General features: G+C 66.3%; 18 protein-coding genes. 7 read left to right on the top strand and 11 right to left on the bottom strand.

The features are described from left to right. Positions 1-8 precede the first annotated feature (8 nt). Positions 9-779: a bifunctional demethylmenaquinone methyltransferase/2-methoxy-6-polyprenyl-1,4-benzoquinol methylase UbiE gene (gene ubiE, locus LE197_RS25160; RefSeq protein ID WP_003103462.1), complete on the bottom strand. Its 771-nt coding sequence runs from the start codon at positions 777-779 to the stop codon at positions 9-11. Positions 780-914: 135 nt separating this feature from the next. Here ubiE and LE197_RS25155 point away from each other — a divergent pair, with 135 nt between their 5' ends. The 3 genes from LE197_RS25155 (at position 915) to LE197_RS25145 (ending at position 2,690) form a co-directional block, all read left to right on the top strand. Then, positions 915-1,190: a polyhydroxyalkanoic acid system family protein gene (locus LE197_RS25155; protein ID WP_003095874.1), complete on the top strand. Its 276-nt coding sequence runs from the start codon at positions 915-917 to the stop codon at positions 1,188-1,190. A 143-nt stretch (positions 1,191-1,333) separates the two neighbouring features. Then, positions 1,334-1,750, top strand: coding sequence for a phasin family protein (locus LE197_RS25150; RefSeq protein WP_003103463.1), 417 nt, complete (start codon positions 1,334-1,336; stop codon positions 1,748-1,750). A gap of 10 nt (positions 1,751-1,760) precedes the next feature. Beyond that, complete coding sequence (locus LE197_RS25145) at positions 1,761-2,690, top strand: phasin family protein (RefSeq protein WP_003146415.1); 930 nt, start codon at positions 1,761-1,763, stop codon at positions 2,688-2,690. Positions 2,691-2,733: 43 nt separating this feature from the next. Here the strand turns inward: LE197_RS25145 and LE197_RS25140 are convergent, their stop codons facing one another. The 10 genes from LE197_RS25140 to LE197_RS25095 all read right to left on the bottom strand — a co-directional run bounded on the left by LE197_RS25140 (position 2,734) and on the right by LE197_RS25095 (position 15,952). After that, positions 2,734-3,351 (bottom strand): TetR/AcrR family transcriptional regulator, encoded by a 618-nt coding sequence (locus LE197_RS25140; protein WP_003103292.1) that lies wholly within the window; start codon positions 3,349-3,351, stop codon positions 2,734-2,736. Positions 3,352-3,406: 55 nt separating this feature from the next. Next, complete coding sequence (gene phaC, locus LE197_RS25135; RefSeq protein ID WP_003103289.1) at positions 3,407-5,089, bottom strand: class II poly(R)-hydroxyalkanoic acid synthase; 1,683 nt, start codon at positions 5,087-5,089, stop codon at positions 3,407-3,409. A gap of 303 nt (positions 5,090-5,392) precedes the next feature. Continuing rightward, positions 5,393-6,250: a poly(3-hydroxyalkanoate) depolymerase gene (phaZ, locus tag LE197_RS25130; RefSeq protein WP_003095866.1), complete on the bottom strand. Its 858-nt coding sequence runs from the start codon at positions 6,248-6,250 to the stop codon at positions 5,393-5,395. A gap of 152 nt (positions 6,251-6,402) precedes the next feature. Then, on the bottom strand, positions 6,403-8,082 hold the full coding sequence (gene phaC / locus LE197_RS25125; RefSeq protein ID WP_023108836.1) for a class II poly(R)-hydroxyalkanoic acid synthase: 1,680 nt from the start codon (positions 8,080-8,082) through the stop codon (positions 6,403-6,405). A gap of 418 nt (positions 8,083-8,500) precedes the next feature. After that, positions 8,501-8,872: a gamma-butyrobetaine hydroxylase-like domain-containing protein gene (locus LE197_RS25120; protein WP_003095857.1), complete on the bottom strand. Its 372-nt coding sequence runs from the start codon at positions 8,870-8,872 to the stop codon at positions 8,501-8,503. A gap of 94 nt (positions 8,873-8,966) precedes the next feature. Beyond that, positions 8,967-10,310, bottom strand: coding sequence for an ATP-dependent protease ATPase subunit HslU (gene hslU / locus LE197_RS25115; RefSeq protein ID WP_003095854.1), 1,344 nt, complete (start codon positions 10,308-10,310; stop codon positions 8,967-8,969). A 28-nt stretch (positions 10,311-10,338) separates the two neighbouring features. Continuing rightward, positions 10,339-10,872, bottom strand: a complete 534-nt coding sequence (hslV, locus tag LE197_RS25110; RefSeq protein WP_003095852.1) for an ATP-dependent protease subunit HslV — start codon at positions 10,870-10,872, stop codon at positions 10,339-10,341. Between the two features lie 118 nt (positions 10,873-10,990). Continuing rightward, positions 10,991-11,686 carry an SPOR domain-containing protein gene (locus LE197_RS25105; RefSeq protein WP_003095850.1) on the bottom strand — a complete coding sequence of 232 codons (696 nt, stop codon included), beginning with the start codon at positions 11,684-11,686 and terminating at the stop codon, positions 10,991-10,993. Positions 11,687-11,720: 34 nt separating this feature from the next. Continuing rightward, positions 11,721-13,484, bottom strand: a complete 1,764-nt coding sequence (gene argS / locus LE197_RS25100) for an arginine--tRNA ligase (protein WP_003110892.1) — start codon at positions 13,482-13,484, stop codon at positions 11,721-11,723. Between the two features lie 248 nt (positions 13,485-13,732). Continuing rightward, positions 13,733-15,952 (bottom strand): primosomal protein N', encoded by a 2,220-nt coding sequence (locus LE197_RS25095; RefSeq protein WP_023108835.1) that lies wholly within the window; start codon positions 15,950-15,952, stop codon positions 13,733-13,735. Positions 15,953-16,127: 175 nt separating this feature from the next. On the opposite strand from LE197_RS25095, the gene rpmE reads away from it, so the two are divergent. The 4 genes from rpmE (at position 16,128) to LE197_RS25075 (ending at position 19,977) form a co-directional block, all read left to right on the top strand. Continuing rightward, the gene (gene rpmE / locus LE197_RS25090) at positions 16,128-16,343 is read left to right on the top strand and encodes a 50S ribosomal protein L31 (RefSeq protein WP_003095846.1); all 216 of its coding nucleotides are present in this window, start codon (positions 16,128-16,130) and stop codon (positions 16,341-16,343) included. Between the two features lie 59 nt (positions 16,344-16,402). Continuing rightward, positions 16,403-17,170: a thermonuclease family protein gene (locus tag LE197_RS25085; RefSeq protein ID WP_003110890.1), complete on the top strand. Its 768-nt coding sequence runs from the start codon at positions 16,403-16,405 to the stop codon at positions 17,168-17,170. Continuing rightward, a complete protein-coding gene (locus tag LE197_RS25080) occupies positions 17,167-18,606 on the top strand; it encodes a M48 family metalloprotease (RefSeq protein ID WP_003095844.1) in 1,440 nt (479 codons plus the stop codon). Before LE197_RS25085 ends, LE197_RS25080 begins: the two co-directional genes overlap by 4 nt. 102 nt (positions 18,607-18,708) lie before the next feature. Continuing rightward, complete coding sequence (locus tag LE197_RS25075; protein ID WP_003103278.1) at positions 18,709-19,977, top strand: malic enzyme; 1,269 nt, start codon at positions 18,709-18,711, stop codon at positions 19,975-19,977. Positions 19,978-20,033: the final 56 nt, after the last annotated feature.

The raw sequence follows: 20,033 nt of genomic DNA, 5'->3' as shown, positions 1-20,033 counted from the left end.
GCCCTCGGTTAAGGCTTGATACCGCGGTGCAGGGCGACGATGCCGCCGGTCATGTTGTGGTAGGTCACGCGGTCGAAGCCGGCTTCCACCATCATCGCCTTCAGGGTTTCCTGGTCGGGGTGCATGCGGATCGACTCGGCCAGGTAGCGATAGCTCTCGGAGTCGTTGGTGACCAGCTTGCCCATCAGCGGCAGCAGGCTGAACGAATAGGCGTCGTAGGCCTTGGACAGCAGGTTGCTGCTCGGCTTGGAGAACTCCAGCACCAGCAGGCGGCCACCGGGCTTGAGCACGCGCAGCATGGAGCGGATCGCTTCGTCCTTGTGGGTGACGTTGCGCAGGCCGAAGGCGATGGTCACGCAGTCGAAGTGGTTGTCCGGGAAGGGCAGCTTCTCGGCGTCCGCCTGGACGAAGCTGACGTTGCCGGAGACGCCCTTGTCGAGCAGCTTGTCGCGGCCGACCTTGAGCATCGAGGCGTTGATGTCGGCCAGCACCACCTCGCCGGTCGGGCCGACCAGGCGCGAGAACTGCCGGGTCAGGTCGCCGGTGCCGCCGGCGATGTCGAGCACGCGGTTCCCGCTGCGCACGCCGGACAGCTCGATGGTGAAGCGCTTCCACAGGCGATGGATGCCACCGGACATCAGGTCGTTCATCAGGTCGTACTTGGCTGCCACCGAGTGAAATACCTCGGCGACCTTCTTCGCCTTCTGGCTTTCCGGAACGTTCTGGTAGCCGAAGTGGGTGGTGGGTTCGGCGTCGGCGCCTTTGCGGGGATCGTTCATGACGTTCTCACCTGGAAAGAATGCCGGGCATTCTAACAGGATGTGGGGAAAGTGCTGTGCCGCCGTCCGACGGCGCGGGTGCGGTGTTTTGTCTGGCCGCGTATAGTTTTCCGATCTGCAATCAGGAGTCGATCCATGTCGCGTATCCACATCGAACGTCCGCACAGCCTGGGGCTGGACGCCGCACGGGCCAAGGCGGAGAAACTGGCCGAACGTCTGGCGAAGGAGCACGGCGTGCAGTGCGAATGGCAGGGCGACGAGCTGACCTTCAAACGCAGTGGCGTCGACGGCAGGATCGCGGTGGGGGCGGACAAGGTCGCGGTGGACGTCAAGCTCGGCCTGATGCTGTCGGCCATGAGCGGCCTGCTCAAGGGCGAGATCGAGAAGGCGCTGGACAAGGCGCTGGCCTGATCCCGCCGGGCGTTCGCCGTCCTGGCGGCGCCCATCTTCCGCTTAGTATGCGGTTTCTAATTTTCCCCGATACCTTGCTCTCACGCTGCCAGCGTTCCGGCGGCGCCTGCGGTTTCTTCAACCCAACGAGCGTGAGGTGCCCCATGGCCAAGATTGCCCTGAAGAAAAAGACCGTTTCCGAATCCACTTCCCTGGTCTCCGAGATCCGCCACTATGCCCGCCAGATCTGGCTTGCCGGCCTGGGTGCGTATTCCCGCCTGGGCACCGAAGGCAGCGACTACTTCAAGGAATTGGTGAAAGCTGGCGAAGCCCTGGAGAAAAAAGGCAAATCGCTGGTCACAAGTCAGGTCGATTCGGCCAATGACAGTGTCAAGACCGGCCTCTCTTCGGTGAAGGGAAAAGTCGAAGACCAGCTCGACAGGATCGAGCAGGCATTCGACAGCCGTGTCGCTAGCACGTTGAACCGGATAGGCATACCTTCCCGGAACGATGTCGAAGCACTCTCTGCTAAGCTGGATGAGCTGAGCGCAGTGCTCGAGCGTGTCGCGAGAACCCAATAAGGAGAGCAGGATGGCTGGCAAGAAGAAGAGCGAAAAAGAGTCCAGTTGGATCGGCGAGATCGAGAAATACTCGCGGCAGATCTGGCTGGCTGGTCTGGGGGCCTACTCGAAGGTCAGCAAGGACGGCAGCAAGCTGTTCGAGACCTTGGTGAAAGACGGCGAGAAGGCTGAAAAAGAAGCGAAGTCCGATGTGGACGCGCAGGTCGGTGCGGCGAAGGCTTCCGCCCGCTCTGCGAAGAGCAAGGTCGACGAGGTTCGGGACCGTGCGCTCGGCAAGTGGAGCGAGCTCGAGGAAGCTTTCGACAAGCGCCTGAACAGCGCCATCTCGCGTCTCGGCGTGCCGAGCCGCAACGAGGTGAAGGAGCTGCACAGCAAGGTCGATACGCTGACCAAGCAGATCGAGAAACTCACCGGCGTCAGCGTCAAGCCGGCGGCGAAGGCAGCGGCCAAGCCTGCGGCGAAACCGGCTGCCAAGCCCGCGGCGAAAACCGCAGCGGCCAAGCCGGCAGCTAAACCGGCAGCCAAGGCCGCCGCCAAGCCTGCGGCGAAACCCGCGGCGAAAAAAACCGCGGCGAAAACCGCGGCCGCCAAGCCGGCAGCCAAGCCCGCCGCCAAACCGACTGCGAAGGCCGCAGCGAAACCGGCGACCAAGCCGGCAGCCAAGGCCGCGGCGAAGCCTGCTGCGAAACCTGCCGCAGCCAAGCCTGCCGCGAAGCCGGCAGCCAAGCCGGCCGCTGCGACCGCCGCCAAGCCCGCGGCGAAACCTGCCGCCAAGCCGGCTGCGAAAAAGCCTGCGGCGAAGAAGCCGGCAGCCAAGCCCGCCGCGGCGAAACCGGCCGCTCCCGCCGCGTCTTCGAGCGCGCCCGCTGCCCCCGCCGCCACACCGGCTGCCAGCGCTCCGGCAGCGAACGCTCCGGCGACGCCGAGCAGCCAGGGCTGAGTCCTGGCGGCAAGGCACACGCCCGGCACTCGCCGGGCGTTTTTCATTCCGGTCCCAGGTAGCGCTGCGCCAGGCTTTCCGCCGAGCGTTGGGCCTCGCTGCGCAGATGCGGGGCGACCAGCATCATGATCTGGTAGACCACCGTGCGCACCTCGCCCTTGCTGCCCAGTACCCGCTGGTAATCCAGGGAGAACAGCAGGGTCAGGGTGATCTGTTCGACCAGTTGCCCGAGTGCCGGCGCGTCGCTGCGCAACTGCCGGTCGGCCTTGAGGCGGGCCAGCAGGGTGGCCAGGGTCCGCTTCAGCGCGCCGAGCCAGGTACGGATGCCGCGAGCCAGCCGTGGCAGGCGCCCGGTCAGGTTGGACAGGTCCTGGAACAGGAAGCGGTAGTGGGCGAGGCGCTCGACGATCAGGTGCAGGAACAGCCAGTAGTCCTCCGCGCCCAGGCGCACCTCCTCGGGCGGATCGAGCAGCGGCGCCAACTCGGCCTGGAACCGCTCGAACAGCGCCATCACCAGCGGTTCCTTGCCATGGAAGTGGTAGTAGAGATTGCCCGGGCTGATGCCCAGTTCGTTGGCGATCTCCAGTGTCGAGACGTTGGGCTCGCCCTGTTCGTTGAACAGCAACAGCGAGCATTCGAGGATTCGGTCGCGTGTCTTCATCCGGACTTCTTCTGGGGATGGAGGTGCCCGGCTCCAGGCGCCCGGGCCGGATCTTTCAGCGTATATGCACGTAGGTGCCCGGGGCCGCTTCGAGGGGCGGATGCGCGGCGCTGCCAAGGTTGAAGTCAGGGTTGCCCAGCTCGCCCGAGCGCTCCTGCAGCCAGCCCAGCCAGACCGGCCACCAGCTGCCCTCTTCGCGCTTGGCGTCGTAGTACCAGGCGCGTGGATCGCTGCTCAGCTTGTCGTTCTCGAAGTAGCAGGCCTTGGGGTTTCCGGGAGGGTTGAGGATGCTCTGGATGTGCCCGCTGTTGGACAGGATGAAGCGGCGCTGGCCGCCCAGCAGGAGGGCCGAGCGATAGACCGCGTCCCAGGGCGTGATGTGGTCGGTGATGCCGGCGACGTGGAAGCTGTCGATCGCCACCTTGCCCAGGTCCACCGCGGTCCCGCTGACTTCCAGCGCGCCCGGGCGGGTCAGCGGGTTGTGCTTGAACAGGTCGAGCAGTTCGCCGTGGAACGCCGCGGGCAGCCGCGTGTTGTCGTTGTTCCAGTAGAGGATGTCGAACGCCGGCGGCTGCCTGCCGAGCAGGTAGTTGTTGACCCAGTAATTCCAGATCAGGTCGTTGGGGCGCATCCAGGCGAACACCTTGGCCATGTCGCGCCCGTCCAGCACGCCATGCTGGTAGGAGCGGCGCTTGCTGCTCTCCAGGGTCTGCTCGTCGGCGAAGAGCATCGCCGGGCTTTCCATCTGGCTGTCGAGCAGGCTGACCAGGTAGGTGACGCTACTGACCTTGCGCAGTTGCCGGCGCACCTGCAGGTGGCCGAGCAAGGCGGCCACGGTGAGCCCGCCGGCGCAGGCGCCGGCCAGGTTCACGCTGCGGCTGCCGGTGATCTCGCGGCTGACCTCGATGGCTTGGTCGAGGGCCTCGACATAGGTGCTCAGGCCCCATTCGCGGTGCTGGGCGTCGGGGTTGCGCCAACTGATGACGAAGACCTGCAGGTTGTTCTTCAGGGCGTACTGGACGAAGCTCTTTTCCGGCGACAGGTCGAAGATGTAGTACTTGTTGATCTGCGGCGGCACGATCAGCAGGGGCTTGGCGTACTGGCGCTCGCCCAGCGGCTTGTACTGGATCAGTTCCAGCACCTCGTTGCGGAACACTACCGCGCCTTGCGTGGTGGCGAGGTTGCGGCCGATCTCGAAGGCGGTCTTGTTCACCTGGCTGGGCATGCCGCCGTTGTGCACCAGGTCTTCGAGCAGGTGGCGGACGCCATTGAGCAGGCTGATCCCGCCGGTATTGAACAGTTCCTTTACCGCCAGTGGATTGATCAGGCTGTTGCTGGGTGCCACGGCGTCGGAGAGCAAGGCGACGAGGAAGCGGGCGCGGGCGCGATCGTCGCAGTCCAGGTTGCTTTCGTCGATCCAGGCGAGCAGTTGCTTCTGCCACGCCAGGTAGGCCTGCAGGGTGCGCCGGTAGAAGGGATTGAGGCGCCAGGATGGATCCTGGAAGCGGGCGTCCTGAGGGTTCGGCTGGTGCAGGGTGTCGCCCAGCAGCACCTTGCCCAACTGGCCTCCGAAGGCGACCAGGTGCCGCGCACTGTGCAGCGGCTGGCGCAGGCCGTGGACGGCCAGGCTGCGGACCGTCGTCAGCAGGTCCTTGCCGCGCAGGCCGACGATGGCGCTCTGCGCACTCATGAACTCGGCGGGCACCGGCACGCTACCCGATTCCTGTTTTTCTCGCATGGACCACACTCCGTCGTAGGACCACAGTCTGGATGCCACGGGCGATAGTCCCCTGGCTCGGAATACTCAGTTATAGCCTGTGAATTCCGTTTCACCCGGGGCAGAACCGCACACCTGCCTGAACAGGGAGGATGCCGCCCGACAGTGGGGCAGCAAGCGCTGTACCACAACGCCGGGAGGGGCGTCGCAGAGCTTGCACTGTCGCGGCGAAGCCAGGCGCCATGCGCCGTTGCGGAACATTGACTATGCACCTGCACCATGACGAAGCAGTGTCTGCTGCCCTGGTGTTGCCCGCGCAGCAGTTCAGCCGGTCTTGGGCAGGAACGGACGAGGGTGCATGACGGCGCGGCGGCGCTCCTCGGCGAGGAACTTCATGATGATCGGCGCCACCGATTCGGCGCGGGTCACCAGGAACAGGTGGCCGTCGTCGATCACGTGCAGTTCGGCGTTGGGAATGCGCCAGGCCAGCACGCGCATGTTGATCAGCGGGATGATCGGGTCGTCGTCGCCGGCCAGCACCAGGGTCGGCTGGCGGATCCTATGCAGCCAGTGGATGCTGGTCCAGCCGAGCCCAGCGAACAATTGCCAGTAGTAGCCCAGCTTGCCCGACGAACGCACCTTGCTGGCATGCGCCATGGCCAGCTTGGGGTCGCGGCGGAAGGCCCCGCCGTAGATGTCCGGTGCGATGTGTACGCCATAGGAGGGCTGGATGTAGCGCCGCGGGCTGGCCATGCGCATCAGTACCTTCGGCTTGCCCGGCACCATCACCGCGCCAGCCGAAGTGGCGGCGAGGATCAGCTTCTTGCAGCGTTCCGGATAGTCGTGGGCGAACTGCTGGGCCAGCGCGCCGCCCCAGGACACGCCGATCGCGTTGACCTGGCCGTAGTCCAGGTAGTCGAGCATCCGCGCCGCCAGCTTGGCCAGGCCGGGAAAGCGGTAGGGCACGCTGGGCGTCGAGGAACCGCCGACGCCGGGAACGTCGAAGGCGATCACCTCCAGTTCCGGGTCGAGCGCCTGGACGAAGGGGAATACCAGTTCCAGGTTGGCGCCTATGCCGTTGAAGATCAGCAGCGGAGTGCTTCCTTCCTTGCCCGGCCGCACTGCGGTGCGGATGGTCTGGCCGTCGAGGTCGATGGTCCGGAAGACGAAGGGCTGGGGCATGCTCGGGGTCCTCGGCGGCGCAGCCGCGGGCTCGGCGATACGGGGCCTGGCCGGCTTCCGCGCGGCGCGGGGCCGCGCCGGAGGCGCTGGCGGGGTTTCGTCGGCGGAGGCCGCGGATCGCTCCTGCGGCAGTTCTTCAGGCTGGTCGCTTTTCATCGTTCATGCACGTAGGTTCCGGGCGCGGCTTCGCCGGGCGGATAGGTCTTGTTGCCCAGGCTGGCGGGCGCCTTGCGGGTCTTGCCGGAGCGTTCGGCCAGCCATTGCTGCCAGTGCAGCCACCACGAATCGGCGTGCTTGCCGGCCTGTTCCAGCCAGGCCTTGGGCTCGGCGGGCAGTTCCGGATTGGTCATGAAGCGTGCCTTGGGGTTGCCCGGTGGGTTGAGGATGCTCTGGATGTGGCCGCTGTTGGAGAGGATGAACTCGCACTTGCCGCCCAGCAGCCTGGCCGACTTGTAGCACGACTCCCAGGGGGTGATGTGGTCGTTCAGACCGGCGACACAGTAGAAGTCGCAAGTCACCTGCTTCAGGTCGATGGGCGTGCCGGAGACCTCCAGGGCGCCGGGGCGGTTCAGCGGGTTGCTCTTGAACAGTTCGACGAACTCGCCGTGCAGCGCGGCGGGCAGGCGCGTGGTGTCGTTGTTCCAGTAGAGGATGTCGAACGCCGGCGGCTGGTTGCCGAGCAGGTAGTTGTTGACCCAGTAGTTCCAGATCAGGTCGTTGGGGCGCATCCAGGCGAACACCTTGGCCATGTCCTTGCCCTCCAGCACGCCGGACTGGTAGGAGCGACGCTTGGCGGCCTCCAGGGTCTTCTCGTCGGCGAACAGCGCGACCTGGGTATTCAGTTCGAAGTCGAGCACGCTGACCAGTTGGGTGAAGGCGTTGACCTTCTTCTCGCCGCTGGCCACGTAGTGGCCGACCAGGGTCGCGGTGGTGATCCCGCCGGAGCAGGCGCCGAGGAGGTTGAGGTCCTTGCTGCCGGTGATCGACAGGACTACCTCGATGGCCTCCTTGAGCGCCTCGATATAGGTGGTCAGGCCCCATTCGCGCTGCGACTTGGTCGGGTTGCGCCAGCTGACGATGAAGGTCTGCACGCCGTTGCGCAGGCAGAAGCGCGCCAGGCTCTTGTCCGGCGACAGGTCGAAGACGTAGAACTTGTTGATCTGCGGCGGCACCACCAGCAGCGGGCGTTCGTGCACCGACTCGGTGATCGGCCGGTACTGGATCAGTTCCAGCACGTCGTTGCGGAACACCACGGCGCCCTCGGTGGTGGCCAGGTTCTTGCCCACCTCGAAGGCGTCCATGTCCACCTGGCTCGGCATCCCGCCGTTGTTCACCAGGTCCTTGGCCAGGTGGCCGAGGCCGTCCAGCAGGCTCTTGCCGCCGGTCTCGAAGAAGCGCTTGACCGCCGCCGGGTTGCTCAGGCTGTTGGTCGGCGACATCGCCTCGGTCAGCAGGTTGATGACGAACTGGCCACGACTGATGTCCTGCGGCGACAGGTCGCTGTGGCTGATCCAGCTGTGCAGCTCCTTGCGCCAGGCCAGGTAGGTCTGCATGTAGCGCTTGTACAGCGGATTCTGGCTCCAGGCCGGATCGGAAAAGCGTCGGTCGTCATCGCCTGGGCGTAGCTCCGACTGGCCGAGCAGGACGTTCTTCAGCTCCAGGCTGAAATGCGCCACGTGCCTGGCGCTGTGCAGCGGCTGGCGCACCGCCTGGAGCAGGACCATGCGCGCGGAGGTGAGCAGGTCCTTGCCCCGGATGCCGATCACCGGATTCAGGTTCAGCGTGTTTTCCGCGGCTTGCTTGGGAAGCTCGTTATTGTTCTTCTGACTCATCGGCAACGCTCCATTGTTCGAGGCGAAACAGGGGACCGCAACGAAACCGGGGACCAGGTGTCCGGCCGGCTACTGCTCGACTACCAGCCCACCCGCACGTTTCAGGGCGGGGCGGACGCACGTCAGGGAAGGGAACCCGGACAAGGGGCTGCACCGTCTTGGTTACGCGAGTTTCCGCTGGCGTGCAAGCTGGCAGAAGCATCGGTGGCCGGCGTGGCTGGCCCGGCGAGCGGCCGACCTGCGGACTAGAGCGTTGCTGCCGTGCAGGGTAGGACATTCGCCGTGGCGACCGCGCCGACCGGATGTCTGGTCTGGCAGTCTGCGGGGCGAATGTTGCAAATGACGTGCCCTCGTTCGGGGCAGCGGGGAAAAATCGCCTGGATGCCGTGTGCCGCGAAGGGGCACTCGGCCCGGCGCTTCAGAGCATCAGCTTGACGACCGACTCGTCGGGGTCGCGCGACTTGCCGGCGCTGGCCAGCTCCGCCAGGTAGTCGGCCCATAGCTGGTCCTTGCGGGTCGCCAGCTCGTACAGGTAGTCCCAGGTGAACAGGCCGCTGTCGTGGCCGTCGTCGAAGCTCAGCTTAAGTGCGTACTGGCCGGCGGGTTCGACGCCGACCAGGCCGACGTTCAGCTTGCCGTACTGCAATACCGGGTTGCCGTGGCCCTGGACCTCGGCCGAGGGCGAATGCACGCGGAGGAACTCGGCAGGCAGGTCGTAGCTATCCTCGCCGTAGCGCAGGGTCAGGGTCTTCGAGGCTTTGTGCAGCTGGATGGCGGAAGGGATACGCATCGCATCGGACTCGCGGAAGGGCGGAGTACAAGGATACCCCGGTTCGGGACCGCGCGGCCCGCCGCCACGGTGTTGGCCGTGGCGGCGGCGGTGGTCAAAGGATGTAGCGGGACAGGTCCTCGTCCTCGGCCAGCTCGCCGAGGTGGCTGTTGACGTAGCCGGCATCGATCAGGATCGGCTTGTCGCTATGCTCGCTGGCCAGGTCGGCGGCGCTGAACGAGACCTCTTCCAGCAGCCGCTCGAGCAGCGTATGCAGGCGGCGGGCACCGATGTTCTCGGTCTTCTCGTTGACCTGCCAGGCGATCTCGGCAAGGCGCTTGATGCCGTCCTCGGCGAACTCGATGGCCAGCCCCTCGGTCTTCAGCAACTCGCGGTACTGCTCGGTGAGCGAGGCATGCGGCTCGGTGAGGATGCGCTCGAAATCGTTCGGACTGAGGGCCTTGAGCTCCACGCGGATCGGCAGGCGGCCCTGCAGCTCGGGAACCAGGTCGCTCGGCTTGCTCAGGTGGAAGGCGCCGGAGGCGATGAACAGGATGTGGTCGGTCTTGACCATGCCCAGCTTGGTGTTCACCGTGCAGCCCTCGATCAGCGGCAGCAGGTCGCGCTGTACGCCCTCGCGGGAGACGTCGGCGCCGCCGGCGTTGGCGCGCTTGGCGATCTTGTCGATCTCGTCGATGAAGACGATGCCGTGCTGCTCGACCGCCTCCAGGGCGCGTGCCTTGAGCTCTTCCTCGTTGACCAGGCGCACCGCCTCTTCGTCGCGGATCAGCTTCAGGGCCTCGGCGACCTTCAGCTTGCGGGTCTTCTTCTTGCCCTTGCTCATGCCGGAGAACAGGTTCTGCAACTGGTTGGTCATCTCCTCCATGCCGGGCGGGGCCATGATCTCCACGCCGGCCGGGTTGTCGGCCACCTCGATGTCGATTTCCTTGTCGTCCAGCTGGCCTTCGCGCAGGCGCTTGCGGAACAGCTGGCGGGTGTTGCTGTCCTCGCGTGCCGGCTCGTCGCCGAAGCCCATGGCGGGACGCGCGGCCGGCAGCAGGGCATCGAGGATGCGCTCTTCGGCGGCGTCCTCGGCGCGATACTTGACCTTCTGGATCTCCTGTTCGCGGAGCATCTTCACCGCGGCGTCGGCGAGATCGCGGATGATCGATTCGACGTCGCGTCCGACATAGCCGACCTCGGTGAACTTGGTCGCCTCGACCTTGATGAACGGCGCGTTCGCCAGGCGCGCCAGGCGGCGGGCGATCTCGGTCTTGCCGACGCCGGTGGGGCCGATCATGAGGATGTTCTTCGGTGTTACCTCGGCGCGCAGCTCGGCCGGCAGTTGCATGCGTCGCCAGCGGTTGCGCAGGGCGATGGCGACGGCGCGCTTGGCGTCGTCCTGGCCGATGATGTGGCGGTTGAGTTCGTGGACGATCTCGCGGGGCGTCATGGACATTCGTTTACTCCAGCGGGGGACGAGCGCTTCAGACGGCGCTGTCCAGCTCCTCGATGGTCAGGTTCTGGTTGGTGAAGACGCAGATCGAGCCGGCGATGTTCAGCGCGGTCTCGGCGACTTCCCGAGCGCTCAGCTCGGCGTTGTGCTGCAGCAGGGCCAGGGCCGCGGCCTGGGCGAAGCCGCCGCCGGAGCCCATGGCGATCAGGCCGTGTTCGGGTTCGACCACGTCGCCGTTGCCGGTGATGATCAGCGAGGCATCCTTGTTGGCGACCGCGAGCATGGCTTCGAGGCGGCTCAGGGAGCGGTCGGTGCGCCAGTCCTTGGCCAGTTCGACGGCGGCGCGGACCAGGTGCCCCTGGTGTTTCTCCAGTTGCTGCTCGAAGCGCTCGAACAGGGTGAAGGCATCGGCGGTGGCGCCGGCGAAACCGGCCAGTACCTGACCGTGATACAGGCGCCGGACCTTCTTGGCGTTGCCTTTCATCACGGTGTTGCCCAGGGAAACCTGGCCGTCGCCGCCCATGACGACTTTGCCGTTGCGGCGGACAGATACGATGGTGGTCAAGGGGGAAATCTCCACACTGCGGGGCCGAATGCCCGGAATGCTGGGAGATATAGGGGCGATCCGCGGCTTTTCAACCGCACGCACCGCCGTGCGTCGGAACGCACGGCGTGGCCCGCGTTCAGCGGGCCTTGCGTTGCTGTAACAGCAGGTTGCTGAAGCCGTTGGAGGACAGTGTCTTCTGCGCCTGGGACAACTGGTCGCGGCTGTTGAACGGGCCGACCATCACCCGGTACCAGGTCTCGTCGCGGACGTTGCCGGCCTCGACGTTCACCGACTGCCCGAGCAGGATGATCTGCGCGCGCACGCGGTCGGCGTCGGACTGCTTGCGGAACGAGCCGGCCTGCAGGAAGAACTGCGTGCTGGCGGCGACCACCGCTTTCGGCAGCGGCGGTGGCACCTGCCCGGCGAGTGCGGCCTTGGCCCGCGCTTCGTCGGCCTTGGCCAGTTCGGCGGGGGTGGGCGGCGGCGGGGCCTTCTCCGGTACCGCTTCCGGCGGCACCACGACCTCGGACTCCGGCAGCAGGGTGTAGAACTCGTACTTCGGCTTGGCCTGGGCCGGCGTCTGCGTTTGCGCGGGCTGCTGGGCCTGGCCGTTCTGCTGCGGCTGCTTGCCCTGCACGGCGGCCGGGCGCTGGGCGTCCGGGCGTTCGCGCTGGACGTCCTTGCGCCCGGGTTCGAGCTTCATCAGGAACATGATGAAGCCGCCGATGGCCAGGCCGGCGACCAGCCAGACCCAGCCGGGAACGCCGTTCTTCGCGGCGGGCGCCTGGTAGCGGCTGGCGCCGCGCTTGGGGGCGGGTTTCTTCTTTGCCATGGGGGTTCCCGGACTCCTGTTCGGGCGGGTTCGATTACATGCGTTCCAGAGTCTTCAGACCGAGCAGCTCCAGGCCCTGTTCCAGGGTACGGCCGGTCAGCGCGGCGAGACGCAGGCGGCTGTCCTTCTGCGCCGGGTCCTCGGCGGTGAGGATCGGGCAATGCTCGTAGAAGCTGGAGAACAGCCCGGCCAACTCGTACAGGTAGGCGCAGAGCAGGTGCGGCACGCCCTTGAGCGCGACGTTGTTGATCAGGTCGCCGAACTGCGCCAGCTGTGCGGCCAGGGCCAGCTCCTGGGGCTGCTCGAGGACGATCTTCCCGCCCAGTTGCTCGCGGCCCTGGCCGAGCTTGCGGAAGACGCTGGCCACGCGGGTGCAGGCGTAGAGCAGGTAGGGTGCGGTGTTGCCTTCGAAGCTCAGCATCAGTTCGAAGTTGAAGCTGTAGTCGCTGGTGCGGTGCTTGGACAGGTCGGCGTACTTCACCGAGTCGATCCCCACCACCCGGCCGATCTCGCGCAGTTGGACCTCGTCGAACGGCTCCTCGCCACGCTCGGCGCGCTGCTCGTTGCGTTCCTTGACCAGCGCATAGGCGCGGCTCTCGGCCTCTTCCAGCAGGTCGATCAGCTTCACCGTACCGCCGTCGCGGGTCTTGAACGGACGGCCGTCGGCGCCGTTCATGGTGCCGAAGCCCATGTGCTCCAGCTCCATGCCGGCCGGAACGAAACCGGCGCGCCGCGCCACTTCGAAGACCTGCTGGAAGTGCAGGGCCTGGCGCTGGTCGACGAAGTACAGCACGCGGTCGGCGTGCAGCACGTTGTGCCGATAACGCATGGCGGCGAGGTCGGTGGTGGCGTAGAGGTAGCCGCCGCCGGCCTTCTGCACGATCACCGGGAGCGGATTGCCCTCGGCGTTCTTGAACTCTTCGAGGAAGACGCACAACGCGCCGTTGTCTTCGGTGAGCAGGCCCTTGGCGGTCAGGTCGGCGACCACCTGGGCGAGGTCGTCGTTGTAGGCGCTCTCGCCCATGACGTCGGCCATGCTCAGCTTCACGCCGAGACGGTCGTAGACCTTCTGGCAGTGCGACAGGGAAATCTCGTTGAAGCGGGTCCACAGGCGCAGGCAGTCGGGGTCGCCGGCCTGCAGCTTGACTACCAGTTCGCGGGCGCGGTCGGCGAATTCGGGAGACTCGTCGAAGCGTTTCTTCGCCGCGCGGTAGAAGACCTCCAGGTCGTGCAGCTCGGCCTCGGCGTCGACCGGTTGCTCTTCCAGGTAGGCGAGCAGCATGCCGAACTGGGTGCCCCAGTCGCCGACATGGTTCTGCCGGATCACCGTGTCGCCGAGGAACTCGAGGACGCGCGCGACGGCGTCGCCGATGATGGTCGAACGCAGGTGGCCGACGTGCATCTCCTTGGCCAGGTTCGGCGAGGACAGGTCGATCACCACGCGCTGCGCCGGGCCTGCCTTGCGCACGCCGAGACGTTCGTCGGCGAGGGCGCGGTCGAGGCTGGCGGCGAGCCAGACGTGATCCTGGAAGAAGTTGAGGAAGCCGGGGCCGGCGATCTCCACCTTGGCCAGTTGCTCGTGGGCGGGGATTGCCTCGACCAGCCTGGCGGCCAGGTCGCGCGGCTTCATCCCGGCCGGCTTGGCCAGCATCATGGCGATGTTGCTGGCGAAATCGCCGTGGCTACGGTCCTTGGTGTTCTCCACCTGGATGTCCGGGGTCAGGCCGGCGGGCAGGGTGCCGTCCGCGGTCAGTTGGTCGAGGGCTTGCTGGATCAGCTGGCGAATCGTGTCTTTCATCGTTCTCTCCGTGCTCGCGGGCAGAGGGGCGGCGCGCGACGGTCGGGCAGGGGAAGGGCCGGCGGATGCGGCGCTCCGAAGTTCACTCCCCGCGATGTGCGCGGGGTGGCCGGTCGAGGCTCAGAACCGCGCATTATCCGTGGGCGGACAGGCGTTGCCAACCGTTGCGGCGATTAGCCGACAGTTTGCGCCGGACATCGCGGATTCCGGCTGACCCCAGTCAAGCGGGGCGTCTTCCTGGAAGGCGCTCAGAACAGGTCGATCGGATCGATATCGAGCGACCAGCGCACCTGGCGCCCGCCGGGCAACTGTTCGAGGCTCTGCAGCCAGGGTGTCAGCAGGCGATGCAGCGGCGCCCGGCTCATGCACTGCAGCAGCAGTTGCGCGCGGTGCTTGCCGGCACGCCGCTCCATGGGCGCGGGCACCGGCCCGAGCAGTTCCACCTCCGGTCCGCCCATCTGCTCGAGCAATTGCTCGGCGGCACTGCAGGCGCTGTCGAGGAAGGCTTCCGCCTGGCCCGGCTTGTGCGCTTCGGCGCGCAGCAGGGCGAGGTGGGCGAAGGGCGGCAGGCCGGCGGCGCGGCGTTCGCTGAGGGCCTGTTCGGCAAAGGCGAAGTAGCCGTCCTCGGTGAGCTGGACCAGCAGCGGGTGATCGGCCAGGTGGGTCTGGATCAGTACCCGCCCGGGCTCCTCGGCGCGTCCTGCGCGGCCGGCGACCTGGACGATCTGCTGGGCCATGCGTTCGCTGGCGCGGAAGTCGGCGGAAAACAGGCCGCCATCGGCATCGAGGATCGCCACCAGGGTGACCCGTGGGAAGTGGTGCCCCTTGGCGAGCATCTGGGTGCCGACCAGGATGCATGGCTCACCGCTGTTGATGGTGGCGAAGAGGTCGCGCATGGCGTGCTTGCGCGAGGTGCTGTCGCGGTCGATGCGCAGCACCGGATGGTTCGGGAAGAGAATCCGCAGGCGTTCCTCGGCGCGCTCGGTGCCGGCGCCTAGCGGACGCAGGTCGAGCTTGCCGCACTGCGGGCAGTTCATCGGCGGCCGCTGGCGGTGGTCGCAGTGGTGGCAGCGCAACTCGCCGCTGCCCTGGTGCACGGTCATCCGCGCGTCGCAGCGCGGGCATTGGCTGATCCAGCCGCAGTCGTGGCAAAGCAGGGTCGGAGCGAAGCCGCGGCGATTGAGGAATACCAGGACCTGCTGGCCGGCCGCCAGGGTATCGCCGATGGCCTGTTGCAGCGGACGGGAAAGGCCGGCGTCGAGCGGCATGCTCTTCACGTCGAGGCGGATGAACTTCGGCGGGTGCGCGCCACCGGCGCGCTGGGTCAGGCGCAGCAGGCCGTAGCGGCCGGCCTGGGCGTTGTGCAGGCTTTCCAGGGCGGGCGTGGCCGAACCGAGCAGGATCGGCACATTCTCCAGGCGCGCGCGTACCAGTGCCAGGTCGCGGGCGTGGTAGCGCAGGCCGTCCTGCTGTTTATAGGAGGCGTCGTGTTCCTCGTCGACGATGATCAGTCCCGGCCGCTTCAGCGGCGTGAACAGTGCCGAGCGGGTGCCGATGACGATGTCGGCCTCGCCATCCCGGGCGGCGAGCCAGGCATCGAGGCGCTCGCGGTCGGTCAGGGCCGAATGCAGCAGGGCGATGCGCGCGTTGAAGCGGCGTTCGAAACGCGCCAGGGTCTGCGGGCCCAGGTTGATCTCGGGAATCAGCACCAGGGCCTGGCGGCCTGCGGCCAGGGTTTCGCGGATCAGTTGCAGGTAGACCTCGGTCTTGCCGCTGCCGGTGACCCCGGCCAGCAGGAAGCAATGGAAACCGCCGTGGCTGGCGCGAACCGCCTCGAAGGCGGCGCGCTGCTCGGGGTTCAGCGGCAACTCCGCCTGGGCCAGCCAGCCGCCTTCGCGCGGCGGGGTGCTGTGGCGCCGCACCTCCAGTTCGACCAGGCCTTTTTCCTTGAGCAGGTCGAGGCTGTCCTTGTTTATTTCCAGTTGGTTCAGCAACTCATGGGAAACCCCGTGCGGATGCTGCTTGAGAATCGCCAGGGCCTGGCGCTGGCGCGGCGCCCGGGCCAGGCGCGGATCGTCGAGGCTGGATTGCGCGGTGGCATGCCAGAAGCGCTGCTGGCGCGCCTCGGCCGGCTCGCCCTGGCGCAACAGGTTGGGCAGCGCCCAGGACAGGGTGTCGCCGAGGCTGTGCTGGTAGTACTGGGCGGTCCAGCGACAGAGTTCGAGCAGGTGCGCCGGCATCGGCGGCTTGGTGTCGAGTACCCTGAGGGCAGGCTTGAGCTTGTCTTCGGGTACTTCGGAACGGTCCGTCACCTCTATCAGAACGCCAACCAGCTCCCGGCGCCCGAACGGCAGCAGCAGGCGAATCCCCGGCTGTAGGGCGCTGCGCGGGATGCCGCGGGGCGCGCGGTAATCGAACAGGCGGCGGAGTGGTGAAGGCAGGGCTAGGCGTAGGATCAGGTCTGACACTCAGCGGCTTCCGGGGATGAAGGAAACGAGGACTGGGCCGGCGATGTTAGCAGACGACCGGCGGGCGGGGTCGCTTGCATAGATGAATCGGTCTGGTATGATCCACGCCCTTAATTACGTGCGGTGCCTGGTAAACGCGCTGGGTGGCGGCACACAACGCCTCGAGGATTGAATCATGAAAGCGGACATCCATCCGACTTACGAAGCTATCGAAGCTACCTGCAGCTGCGGTAACGTCATCAAGACCCGTTCCACCCTGTGCAAGCCGATCCACCTGGACGTGTGCTCCGAATGCCACCCGTTCTACACCGGCAAGCAGAAGGTGCTGGACACCGGCGGCCGTATCGACCGCTTCAAGCAGCGTTTCGGCGTATTCGGCGCCACCAAGTAAGCCGCTTGCCGCGAACGCGCGCAATGCTACTTGTCGCTGTACCGAGAAAGGCGTCCCTGGTGGGCGCCTTTTTCATGTCCGTGGTTTCCGCCTTCGCCGGTGCGGCGGAGGCCTGCCGGCCTACCGGTGCCTTGCAGAACGTCGAGGTGGCGCGGGTGGTGGACGGCGATACCGTGCGCCTGCGCGATGGCCGCAGCGTGCGGCTGATCGGTATCAATGCACCTGAACTGGCGCACAACGGCCGCACCACCGAGCCCTTCGCCGAAGCCGCGAAGCAGCGGCTGCAGGCGCTGGTATCGGCCAGCGACGGGCGTCTCGCCCTGCAGCCGGGCCGCCAGCCCCGCGATCACTACGGGCGGACCCTGGCGCACCTGTTCGATGCCAGCGGCGCCAACCTCGAGGCGCGCCTGCTCGGCGAGGGCCTGGGCTACCTGGTGGCGGTCGCGCCGAACACCGAGCTGACGGCCTGTCAGCAAGCGGCGGAACGTGCCGCGCGTTCGGCTAATCTGGGTGTATGGAAGCGTTCGCCGGTGCTTTCGCTCGATCGACTGGCGCAGAGCGGCTTCGCCGTGGTCCGCGGGCGGGTGCTCGAGGTCGAACGCAACCGGGGCGGTATCTGGCTGGAGATGGACGGTCCGCTGGTCCTGCGGATCGAGCCGAAGGTGCTCAAGGCGTTCGATGCGAAACGGGTGATGCAGATGGCGGGACGTTCGCTGGAAGTGCGTGGCTGGGTGGTCGATCGTTCCCGCCGTGGCGCTGTGCCGGCCGGCAAGGCGCGCTGGCAGATGTCGGTGACCGATCCGGCGATGCTGGAATGGTTGCCATGAAGACCGCCTGGCTCCTGCTGCTGTTGCTGGGAGTCGGCGCTCTGGGCGGCTGCGCGGTGAACCCGGCCACCGGCAAGAGCGATTTCGTGATGATGAGCGAGCAGCAGGAACTCGGCATGGGCGCTCGCTACAACCAGGAAATCCTCAAGCAGTTCCCCCGCTACAACGATGAAAAGCTCCAGGCCTACGTGCAACGGGTAGGCGAGCGGGTCGCCCGCAGCAGCCACCGCAGCAACCTGCAATATCATTTCACCGTCATCGATTCGCCGGACATCAACGCCTTCGCCCTGCCGGGCGGCTACATCTATATCCATCGCGGACTGATCGCCTACCTTGGCTCCGAGGCCGAACTGGCCGCGGTGCTCGGTCATGAGGTCGGCCATGTCACGGCGCGCCACAGCGTGCGCCAGCAGAGCCAGGCCAGCGCCTGGAACATCCTTGGCCAGGCGGTGGCGATCGGCACCGGGGTCGGCGCCGCCGGCGACCTGGCCAACGTGCTCGGCACGGCCTTCGTCCGCGGCTACGGGCGTGACATGGAACTGGAGGCCGATGGTCTCGGCGCCCAGTACCTGGCCCGCGCCGGCTACGATCCGACGGCGATGATCCAGGTGGTGCGGGTGCTGAAGAACCAGGAGGACTTCGCTCGCGAAGAGGCCGCGCGTAATGGCCAGGCGGTACAGGCCGGCGGCTACCACGGGTTGTTCGATACCCATCCGGACAACGACCGGCGCCTGCAGGAAGTGGTCGGCCCGGCCCGGCAGCTGGCCAACGGACAGCAGGAAGTGGGGCGCGAGGTCTTTCTTCGCCATCTGGAAGGCATGCCGTTCGGCGACTCGGCATCGGCCGGGGTGCGTCGCGGGCAGAACTTCTACCATGCCGAGCTGGACTTCACCCTGAGCTATCCGGCGGGCTGGAAGATCCTCAACCAGCCCAGCGCCCTGCTTGGCTATCCGGCGGACGAGCAGTCGTTCATCGGTATGAAGCTGGTGCCCCATGATTCCCGCCTGACGCCCGCGGAGTTCCTGCGCAAGAACGCCGGACAACGGCTGGCCCAGGAAGAGTCGCTGAAGCAGGCAGGACTGAACGGCTACACGGCGGTGGTGCCAGGCAACCCAGCGCGACGGGTTGCTGTGATCTACCAGGGCGACCGCGCCTACCTGTTCGTCGGCGTGGTCAAGGTCGGTTCCCTGGAGACCCAGGACGACCGCTTCCTCAGCGTGATCCGCAGCTTCCGTCCGCTGCGCGACAAGGAGCGGGCCCTGGCGCAGCCGCGACGCCTGCATCTGGTGCAGGTCAAGGCGGGGCAGACGCTGGAGCAATTGGCGGCTGGCGGCGAGGGGTCATTGAGTGACTCCGTGGCTCGTCTGCGTCTGCTGAATGACCTTTATCCGAGCGGTGAACCCCGTCCGGGCGATTGGCTTAAAGTCGTACGCTAGAGGTCTTGACAGCCGGGTCCTGACGATCTTGTGGGGCGTCGTCTTCTTGCGTATGCTCGGTCGCCCCGTCTGTCCAACAAGCAATAAAGCGGAAGTGCCCAAATGTCCGATCTTAAAACCGCTGCCCTCGAATATCACGCACAACCCCGTCCGGGAAAACTGAGTGTCGAGCTGACCAAACCCACCGCTACCGCCCGGGACCTGTCCCTGGCCTACAGCCCGGGTGTCGCCGAGCCGGTGCGTGAAATCGCCCGCGATGCCGAGCTGGCCTACCAGTACACCGGCAAGGGCAACCTGGTGGCAGTGATTTCCGACGGCACCGCGATTCTCGGCCTGGGTAACCTCGGCCCGCTGGCCTCCAAGCCGGTGATGGAAGGCAAGGGTGTGCTGTTCAAGCGCTTCGCCGGCATCGACGTGTTCGACATCGAGGTCGACGCCGAGAGCCCGCAGGCTTTCATCGATACCGTCAAGCGTATTTCCATCACCTTCGGCGGTATCAACCTCGAGGACATCAAGGCTCCCGAGTGTTTCGAGATCGAGCGCGCGCTGATCGAACAGTGCGACATCCCGGTGTTCCACGATGACCAGCACGGCACCGCCATCGTGACCGCGGCGGGCATGCTCAACGCGCTGGAACTGGCCGGCAAGAAGCTGGAAGAAGCGAAGATCGTCTGCCTCGGCGCCGGCGCTGCCGCCATCTCCTGCATGAAGCTGCTGGTGAGCATGGGCGCCAAGGTCGAGAACATCTACATGATCGACCGCAAGGGCGTGATCCACGCCGGTCGCGACGACCTGAACCAGTACAAGTCGGTGTTTGCCACCGAGACCGACAAGCGCACCCTGGCCGACGCCCTGGAGGGCGCCGACGTGTTCGTCGGCCTGTCCGGCGCCAACCTGCTGGAGCCGGAAGACCTCAAGCGCATGGCGCCGAACCCGATCGTGTTCGCCTGCTCGAACCCGGACCCGGAGATCAAGCCGGAACTGGCCCATGCCACCCGTAACGACGTGATCATGGCTACCGGTCGTTCCGACTATCCGAACCAGGTCAACAACGTGCTCGGTTTCCCCTTCATCTTCCGTGGTGCCCTGGACGTACGTGCCACGCGCATCAACGAAGAGATGAAGATCGCCGCCGCCCTGGCCCTGCGCGACCTGGCCAAGCAGCCGGTTCCGGAGGACGTCTGCGCCGCCTATGGTGTGGACAAGCTGGAATTCGGCCGCGAGTACATCATTCCGAAGCCGATGGACAAGCGCCTGATCACCGTGGTCTCCGATGCCGTGGCCAAGGCTGCCATCGAGACCGGCGTGGCTACCCTGCCGTATCCGAAGAACTATCCGCTGAAATCGGTGGACGACGTCTTCAACGGCTGATCGATCGATCCGCCGGATAAAAAGAAACCCCGCCTTGGCGGGGTTTCTTTTTGCCT

This window comes from Pseudomonas sp. PS1(2021), assembly GCF_020405165.1.
GTDB lineage: Bacteria > Pseudomonadota > Gammaproteobacteria > Pseudomonadales > Pseudomonadaceae > Pseudomonas > Pseudomonas aeruginosa.
This window is presented reverse-complemented; position numbering and strand designations above follow the sequence as displayed.

Excerpts from the sequence above, each read along its gene's own strand:
- argS (WP_003110892.1), bottom strand. The coding sequence starts at position 13,484 with ATGAAAGACACGATTCGCCAGCTGATCCAGCAAGCCCTCGACCAACTG.
- hslU (WP_003095854.1), bottom strand. The coding sequence starts at position 10,310 with ATGTCCATGACGCCCCGCGAGATCGTCCACGAACTCAACCGCCACATC.
- LE197_RS25080 (WP_003095844.1), top strand. The coding sequence starts at position 17,167 with ATGAAGACCGCCTGGCTCCTGCTGCTGTTGCTGGGAGTCGGCGCTCTG.
- LE197_RS25140 (WP_003103292.1), bottom strand. The coding sequence starts at position 3,351 with ATGAAGACACGCGACCGAATCCTCGAATGCTCGCTGTTGCTGTTCAAC.
- LE197_RS25155 (WP_003095874.1), top strand. The coding sequence starts at position 915 with ATGTCGCGTATCCACATCGAACGTCCGCACAGCCTGGGGCTGGACGCC.
- phaC (WP_023108836.1), bottom strand. The coding sequence starts at position 8,082 with ATGAGTCAGAAGAACAATAACGAGCTTCCCAAGCAAGCCGCGGAAAAC.
- phaC (WP_003103289.1), bottom strand. The coding sequence starts at position 5,089 with ATGCGAGAAAAACAGGAATCGGGTAGCGTGCCGGTGCCCGCCGAGTTC.
- LE197_RS25105 (WP_003095850.1), bottom strand. The coding sequence starts at position 11,686 with ATGGCAAAGAAGAAACCCGCCCCCAAGCGCGGCGCCAGCCGCTACCAG.
- LE197_RS25150 (WP_003103463.1), top strand. The coding sequence starts at position 1,334 with ATGGCCAAGATTGCCCTGAAGAAAAAGACCGTTTCCGAATCCACTTCC.
- ubiE (WP_003103462.1), bottom strand. The coding sequence starts at position 779 with ATGAACGATCCCCGCAAAGGCGCCGACGCCGAACCCACCACCCACTTC.
- LE197_RS25075 (WP_003103278.1), top strand. The coding sequence starts at position 18,709 with ATGTCCGATCTTAAAACCGCTGCCCTCGAATATCACGCACAACCCCGT.
- phaZ (WP_003095866.1), bottom strand. The coding sequence starts at position 6,250 with ATGCCCCAGCCCTTCGTCTTCCGGACCATCGACCTCGACGGCCAGACC.
- LE197_RS25145 (WP_003146415.1), top strand. The coding sequence starts at position 1,761 with ATGGCTGGCAAGAAGAAGAGCGAAAAAGAGTCCAGTTGGATCGGCGAG.
- LE197_RS25120 (WP_003095857.1), bottom strand. The coding sequence starts at position 8,872 with ATGCGTATCCCTTCCGCCATCCAGCTGCACAAAGCCTCGAAGACCCTG.
- rpmE (WP_003095846.1), top strand. The coding sequence starts at position 16,128 with ATGAAAGCGGACATCCATCCGACTTACGAAGCTATCGAAGCTACCTGC.